Below are 7,891 nucleotides of genomic sequence, written 5' to 3' on the forward strand. Positions count from 1 at the left end.
ATGCCGGTTCTTATTGATAACCATTTTGTGAAATAATCGGATTTCCAAGGGAAACTGTTAATCCGGACTCTCTTGCCAATAATATCTCAACCGTAAGATTAATGGCACTCGGACTATCATTTTCCGGGATTTCTATTGAGACAGGATACTCATATCTATGTGATTCAGTATTTACTTCGGTGCTGACACACTTTGTGGCACCTGCATAGCTGATTCTCAAATACAATTTTCCGGCAGGCATGGTTACATCTGTGGGGGTAAGTTGAATGGTTGTCTCGTAAGTTCCTCCCTTCTGAGGTATATTACCAGAACTGCCCAATCCTGTTTTGGCACGTAAATCATATCCGCTTTGTGAAACAGTGAGTAAGAGACTCTCTGTCCGCCCGTCCAAACCGATGCCTGCCACTCTCACTCTAAATGAACGTGGCGAAGCACTTTCCTTACGTTTGACATATACAGAGATATTCTGAGTGTTACTGCCGTGGGTAGTATGTATGCTGCCACCTCCGGGCTCAAATGAAAAATCGTTGGGAGATGCTGTTCCCATTTCCGAACCTGATGTTACAAGTGTTGCCGTCCAATAAGGAATATTTGATATAATGCCGAAGTAAGAGTTTCCACTATTCTCGGTACCCTGATAAGTGGGACTGACAATATTACCTATCTTCATCTGGCTTTCCGGTATCTCATTGCGCACACAACGGATCATATATGCATTTTGTCTGTTTATACCATTTTGAAGTCCAGCTTCCTGTGATTGACCGGAGAAATTGAATACTGAGGCATCATTTGCCCAATACCATCCATTGGAACGATCTCCCTTGGAAATGCCGTCCGTATCCCTATACCGGTTATGTGGAGAAAGCAACCAATGGAAAGAAGGGTAACCGTATGAATTATTTTCATTATCAGTTGCCATTATCAGAATGTTATTCTCATCCGAAGTAGCCATATGCCACTGTCCGTTATCCACAATTCCCAAAGTCTTGATTTGAGCTTCAGATAGTCCGGCAAGTTTGCAAGGATCTCCCAATCCTTTCGCAATCTGGACTGCCGTATTATTTTCAGGTATTTCACCAGTATCCTGATAAGGAATGTCCGCCCATCCCTTGATAGTTAAAGGGGCGTATGAGCCCGGATACCAAAGTACATCGTTCAGTTCATTAGCATTGTCGGGTGCTGCAAATGTTTTCCCTTCTTCCGATGCGCTGTGTATAGCTATCAGGCTGCCGTACTTGAACAGGACATCTTTGTATCCCGTCTCCGAATGATATGCTTTCAGTACACCTGAATAGATGGTAAAGTCATTCCATATATTCACATTTTTGGATGTATCGGCTGTGGCGTCATAATCTGCCGCCTTGTCACTCACTATTACCAGTCCGTCAATAGGCTTCCAGTTGATTGTGATATCATGTTCCTCCATTGCCACTATTTCCGCATAAAGTCCCATTGCACCCATACCGGTAATGGTGGCGTATATCTGATAATGGTTATTTCGTGTCAGGTTATGGTTTTCAGGGGGATTCTGCCCGATATCTAGTAAATAGATGCAGTTTAGTACCTGCGTACTTCCATTTTTAAGTATGCATTGTGCGTCAATCTTGAGATAGGTTGCTTGTGAAGCATTTTTAGGTTCGGATAACAAGTGCTCGGGGATATAAGTGGCGGGAATTGTTATGAAATCTACGTTATCAGGAATGGTGTATTTATTTCCATTTATTATATATGTACCGTTATTATCGAGTTCGCCTGTTCCTGATATAGTAAGGTCATCCGACCAAATATTTTTCGTATATGCCTGTCCTTCTCCTATGGTAGTGGCGGCTGGCATACGACATACCTTGATTGACAGTTTGGTTACCTTAAAATCCTCATCCAGATTGGTTATATTTTTAATTGCTGTAAAGCTAAGACGGGATACCATACGGGTTACTTTAACCGGTAGTTCCGTCATTTTAACATTATTAATTGTGACTGTGGCATTTTTCCCGTCACTGCGGGATTCTACATAGGCATGCTGCACATTTCCATACATGGGTGGCGGAGCAATGATACCTACTGCGGAGAATGTCACATTTTCTATTTCATTCTCCCGTGTAATGGCGTTGAGTTTTTCCGTAAGTTCCTCTGTTTCATTACAAATGATATAAATGTTGTTGTATCCCCGTGCCGCCCTTATTGGAGCGGTATATGTGTCATCATCATTTATGGAAGTGTCCGAAACACCATTATACACCAGTTCATCCTTGTCATTAAAAACAATCGCACGTACGGAACTTATGACTTTATCATTATCGGTAGTAGTATTGCGTGTCCCCATAGTAATACTTAGAGGTATTCTTTCTCCTTCGTAAATACGTGCACCTGTCGGTTCATTCTCGTTTACACAAGAATCAAGCAACAAGGCAAACGTCGTCAAAAGCAAGACAACTGCCGGAAATTTTATGTTTATAGTTATATTCATCCTTAATCGTGCCAAAATTTTGTTTCAAAAAACGGCTTACATATCCGTTGGCTGAAACCAATACGTCCAATTGTTGACGGTTATGCTCAATGCAATGTAACCGTTCTCTTCCTTGTCTCCAATACGGATATTGATGTCCCACTGATATCTGCGGTCAAGATATTCCTGCTCATCCATCATTTCCGGTTTACTCATCAACAGGTAATCAATGAGGTTTATTGTTGTTTTACCTCCGATATCTATTGCTTTTCCTGAAGATTTTTCTGTGATGGAAAAAGTCATATCGCTATCTTTGACAAGCCTGAGCGTATGAATCCGGGTGTGGAAAGATACTCTACTGTCCTCCTCTTCAGGACAAGGATAATAAGTTATGTTCTTGTTTTTCTCTCCAAAATTATTTTTATAGTCATAAGAACTGTTTGCTGCTATCAGTTGTATATCATATTTTGAAACATCAACAGGGTTGCTGCTCTGTGTAATACCTATCGTTATATCGTTGGTATTGCGCACCAAGCTGACCGTTTCCGTATTGCCGCTATTCTCTAACGAAAACATTTGCAGAGAACTGCTATGCCATAACGCATCGAGATGATTGTTGCTTATGTCATTTTCAGGTTCATATTTCAATGTCAATTTATCTATCGGAGTGCCTGCGGTCATTATCGGTAATGAATAAAAACTGTCTGTTTTTCCTGCCCACACAACAGCCGTACAGCCTTTCAGACGATAAGGTATCAGCATACGATAGTCCGGACTTTTCAGCAGACTGCCATTTTCGGTGAATGTCTGTATATAGCTCCCTTCTGCATCAAACACAAAGACCTTTACTTCTTCCACTTGATCGGCAAACCAGTTTTCGTTTGCCATGTTATAGTCATACCGGAACTTCAGAAAAAGATCACACTGTTCGAGGTCGTCATGAAGGACATCGCAACCGGTAATCCCTGCCGCCATAAAAGCGGCAAGGATTATTATGTATTTCTTTATGTATCTCTTGATTTCCATCTATTAATGCAAATCAACACCTTGTGTCCAGAAAGTCCATGGATTGATAGTGATTTCAACAGATAGATAAGCGTCTGCTTCATCATCATCGGTATCCGGTGGTGTAGGATTATTTGGATCAGGGTCGGACGGATCGGGAATCCACGGTGTTCCAGGGCCGCTCACACTCTGAAGCTCAAGGTGATACCAGTTGTTGCGTACTACACCATATCTACCTAAAGCCATTTTGGTTGTGACATTTTGGTCGTGACGGATTAAAACGTCATAGTAGCATACTGATGCGTGATAGTAACGTACAGCGCAGAAACGTCCGATAATACCGGTTTTCTCATTGAAGTCGTCAACAGTAAGATCTGCAATCGCCTTATCTATGTCTGCAACACCCTCTTCCACGACGCCTGCTTTTTTCAAGAATATAGGCAAATCTGTTTTCAGTCCGCCGCCAGTGGTTTCTTTGTATGCTTTTTGAAGCCCTTCTAGTGTATAATAATTACCTTTCCAAGAGAAGTAACTGGTATTTACAGTCAAATCTTTAGGAGTATACCGAGCTTTTACCACCACCTTGGTAGTAAATCCCAATTGCTGCGCTGCCGCATCCATAGTGTTTTCAAGACAATACAAACTTGTTCCATCCGTCTGCTTCACTTCAGGCATAGTTTCCGCTGTATTATTGATGTTTTTCAGATAATTGAAAGCTGCATCCATGTTAGCTTCCATATTTTCACTAATATCAGGCTGTTCGCTCAGCAGATAGTTCTTATCCCGACGATAAACAGCCCCTTCTGTAGCATTGTCATAAGGAATAAGATCACTATATAATTTTACACTCTTATTGGTAACACTTAATTCCCAACCACCAAAAGTAAAATTGGAACCATCTGGTTTTGTAAAGTCTGGTGACTTAACCGCAACCTCAACTTTGGCACTCAACCGGTCTACATTGATTTTAGCAGGAGTATTTTTGGCGTTAGTCTTTGCCTGATTCTCTGCTTCCGGGGTATATTCAGTCGGTTTAAACACATTCGACTTTACATCTGTTAATGCTCCAGCATCAGTGGTACCTGCACTCGCCATCATAAAATTCTGGTCGCCCGTAACATTGGTAATAGTCGCATCAATAGCAGCATTAATCGTGTTCCAAGGTTTACCCTTTACGGCATCTTTAGATAAATCCCACCCAGCACTATAAGGGTTGATAACCACAAATACTTTCTCAGTTTTTTCCGGCACTAATTTAGCTTCACTGGCTGCAGCAGACGGATTCCCTTCTCCTCCGCTGTTTCCAACAGTAGCACCACTAAAGTCAACCACATCAAGGCATACATCATCCTTGTCAAATAATAGAACAGTTACAGTCCCCGCTTTACTTTCCCCTGAAGTACCCGGTTTTGTTGTTGCTCTTGTAGTAGCTATATGACTTTTAAGCGAAAGCGACAGATACGCTTTGCCATTCAGGTCATCACCCAGAATGTTGTTTTCCCCTGCTTCCTCACTACTACAACCGGCAAGCATAAAAGCTGCCAACGTTGATAATAGAAAACTTCTTGTTTTCATCTTTTTAAATGTTTAAATGTTGTAAATGAAATGATAATTATAAATGATAGTAAAAATAAATCAATAGTCTTGTTTGTTTATTGTCCGGATATTGTCTTTACCTTTAGCCAATTCCTCGAGATTGAGACGTGCTTGTCTCAATCCAGATTCGGCAGCTTTATTGAGATATGCTTCTGCTTGCTCATATTCCCCTTTCAATAAGTGTAACACTCCCACTGTGTTTTCATACTCCGGTACGGAAATCTTTGTTTTCCTAAGATATTCTTCTGCTAATACTGTATCTCCATGTGAAAGTGCAGCCGAAGCGGCATTTAAATTGGCAACCTCATCGTTAGGAAAGATTCTGACGGCTGTTTCAAATAGTTCTATAAATTCCGGTGAACCTTTTTCGTAAGTAAGAGCTACTTGATAGATTTCATTCAGGCTCAAATCTTGAGGTCGACTATGAAGCAGTATTTTTGCCTGTTCTATATTAAAATTCTGAACATTATATTCTATCTTACATATTGCTTTACGTAAATGTGGATAATACTCGTTGAGCATATATCGATATGGCTCACCATGTTTATATAGCATCAATGATTTTTTACGACTAGTATTTGTATGATAATTTATAGCAGCCGGTGTATTATCAATGATATGAAGAATATCCTCTTTCTCCATCATATCAGATTCTGCAACCATCTTGCGTAATCCATCCCAATTTTCACCGCCATATTCCACCTTGTATAATTCTTTAGAAAAAGAGAAATGAGGGAGCAGGTAATTGACAAGTGCTTTCGCACGTCCTTCGGAAAGTTGCCTGTTAAAAAGGAAAGAGCCTTCCGGTGAAGCATAACCGATGACCGATATCTCACGAATCGTTATAGTTGTATCATTTTTCACTTCAGCAAGCATGGAGGCTATCTTTTCCAACTCTACCGGATTGTTCATATAATCCGGCTTTATGTCGGTTTTAGAGACGACAAAGTCCAAAAACGCTTCGCATGACATCTCACGATTTTTAACATGTTCCACTTGTGGTTGAATGTAGCTGATATGTGGAATAACTTGATACGGAATAGCAAGTTGTTCCAAAGCAACAGTACTAAAAAGAGGAATTGTCGATAGTAACTTGCCCGGTCGGCAACAACCTGTCACTTCCTTTTTGATATCCAAACGCGCATCTTTCATCCATGGTTCGAATGGAATGACCAATGAATACCGGATTTGTTCTTTTCCGGTTGTTCCATATCCTTTTACAACACGATATGGAGCTTCCGACTGGTAAAAATCACGTTCCTGTATATTCATTAAAGCCAATTTACGTTTCAGACTTTGGTAATTACTACGGCCTTTGACAGAGATTTCCGGTAATTCCATTTGGTGGCTTGTAGTAACTAATACCGGTATCAGTTCTATTGAATGATTGGAACTGACTTTTATTTTATCGAAGTCGTAAAGCATTTGAATATGTAAAGAATCTCCCACTTGTTGTAGTTTAAGAGCTTCTGGGTGCATAGTTCCTTTATACCATTTGTCTGACAGGTTTTCTCCATATAGTAAAGGAGAAAAGAGCAGTGACAGAGTCAGTAACCATAAAATTGATTTAGCTTTTATCATGTTTTTATTATTTTATATGAAATATAAGTGAGACTGCGGCTTTAGTCGGTCCGAAATAGTTGCGTTTTTCCGTTCCGGTTTTTTCACCACAAGTCTCGCACCTGAACTTGTCGTAATGAAGCCGGACATATCCCATGCCTATATTCGCTTCGAGACTCCAACGATTGCTTAGGAGAAAATGGTAGCCATACGAAAATCCTCCGCCTATCCCCCATCCTTCATAACGATGGCGTCTGGAATCATCTCCGAATAGAAGTGGCAAATGATGACCAGCTATGTTGTACTGTCCTCCTAATATATGTATTCCCCAAAAATGTCCGCTGAATCTTTCACACGTCCAATAACGATATTCCGCAGAACCGAGCCAGTGTACCAGTTTCTTGTTTGAGGATGATTTGCCGGATGTAAACCAGTTAAAGCCGCCACCCAGTTCTACTGTACTACGTGGTGAAAGTCCGAACTCGACTCCAAGATTAGGTGAATTTGAATAAATCCCGTAGAACAGATTTGTTTTTACCGCTACTTTTTGAGCTGAACAATGCCCTATGCTTCCCAAAAACATCAAAAGTAGAATTATTATGTCATGTATCTTCATCAAATGTATATAATAGAGTGTTTTTTGTTTATGCTTATAATTAATATTTGCTGCAAATATACAAAAGAAATATAGATTAAAATAAAACGTTCTGAAATTGCACACGGATTCCGAAATTTCGTTCAAAACAACTTCAGATTCATTCAAAATGAGAAACTAATCTCTCTCATAAAAGGCGTATTCGGTAAACATTGTTAAATCATTACCTATCTATCCGGTTAACTTCTGTGACACACAAAGTATATCTATGAAATGGTGGAACTGATGCAGGAAGAAAGTCTAATAAGGGTATTTCAAAGGTGGGGAAAGTTGGCAAAAGAAGAGAAAACAATGATGAATGAATATTGAGTTTACTTTAATATTCACTAGTGTATATAAGATACCATACAGAATCATTGGAAAAAAGAAGGAACTTTTCTACCTTTGCTATATTAATCATAGGACAATTATGATAAGAAAGGAGAAAATAGTATGACCCTTAAAGAAAAACAATTGGAGTTCATCATATATTGTGTCGAAAATACTGCTGAACGGTTGGGACGTTATAGTCCGGAGGTTTTTAATAAACTAAAGGAATTAGGCGCACTAGATAGTTATATCAAGACTTTTTATGATACTTTGCACACGCAAGGAAAAGCGTATATTGTTGATTCTTTATTGGAATATAT

The 7,891-nt window shown here is 39.8% G+C and carries 6 protein-coding genes; 1 reads left to right on the top strand and 5 read right to left on the bottom strand.

All coding sequences use genetic code 11. The features are described from left to right. Positions 1-10: 10 nt before the first annotated feature. The 5 genes from AB5443_RS06620 to AB5443_RS06640 are packed head-to-tail and all read right to left on the bottom strand — an operon-like array spanning position 11 to position 7,223. Entirely contained in the window at positions 11-2,482 is a 2,472-nt protein-coding gene (locus tag AB5443_RS06620; RefSeq protein ID WP_277133147.1) for a fimbrial protein, read from the bottom strand. Positions 2,483-2,503: 21 nt separating this feature from the next. Then, a complete protein-coding gene (locus AB5443_RS06625) occupies positions 2,504-3,472 on the bottom strand; it encodes a FimB/Mfa2 family fimbrial subunit (protein WP_073345209.1) in 969 nt (322 codons plus the stop codon). Positions 3,473-3,475: 3 nt separating this feature from the next. Beyond that, a complete protein-coding gene (locus tag AB5443_RS06630; protein WP_277133150.1) occupies positions 3,476-5,026 on the bottom strand; it encodes an Mfa1 family fimbria major subunit in 1,551 nt (516 codons plus the stop codon). A gap of 60 nt (positions 5,027-5,086) precedes the next feature. Beyond that, positions 5,087-6,628, bottom strand: a complete 1,542-nt coding sequence (locus tag AB5443_RS06635) for a DUF3868 domain-containing protein (protein WP_277133151.1) — start codon at positions 6,626-6,628, stop codon at positions 5,087-5,089. A 7-nt stretch (positions 6,629-6,635) separates the two neighbouring features. Then, on the bottom strand, positions 6,636-7,223 hold the full coding sequence (locus AB5443_RS06640; protein ID WP_217937995.1) for a DUF3575 domain-containing protein: 588 nt from the start codon (positions 7,221-7,223) through the stop codon (positions 6,636-6,638). Between the two features lie 471 nt (positions 7,224-7,694). Between AB5443_RS06640 and AB5443_RS06645 the strand changes: the two genes are divergently transcribed. After that, the coding region (locus AB5443_RS06645) for a DUF3791 domain-containing protein (RefSeq protein ID WP_368119599.1) at positions 7,695-7,891 on the top strand (197 nt) is incomplete at its 3' end.

The organism is Bacteroides sp. RTP21281st1_H5_RTP21281_210402 (assembly GCF_040918965.1).
Lineage (GTDB): Bacteria > Bacteroidota > Bacteroidia > Bacteroidales > Bacteroidaceae > Bacteroides > Bacteroides congonensis.

What these genes read in the sequence shown, in the direction of transcription:
- AB5443_RS06625 (WP_073345209.1), bottom strand. Translation starts at nt 3,472, where the DNA reads ATGGAAATCAAGAGATACATAAAGAAATACATAATAATCCTTGCCGCT.
- AB5443_RS06630 (WP_277133150.1), bottom strand. Translation starts at nt 5,026, where the DNA reads ATGAAAACAAGAAGTTTTCTATTATCAACGTTGGCAGCTTTTATGCTT.
- AB5443_RS06635 (WP_277133151.1), bottom strand. Translation starts at nt 6,628, where the DNA reads ATGATAAAAGCTAAATCAATTTTATGGTTACTGACTCTGTCACTGCTC.
- AB5443_RS06640 (WP_217937995.1), bottom strand. Translation starts at nt 7,223, where the DNA reads ATGAAGATACATGACATAATAATTCTACTTTTGATGTTTTTGGGAAGC.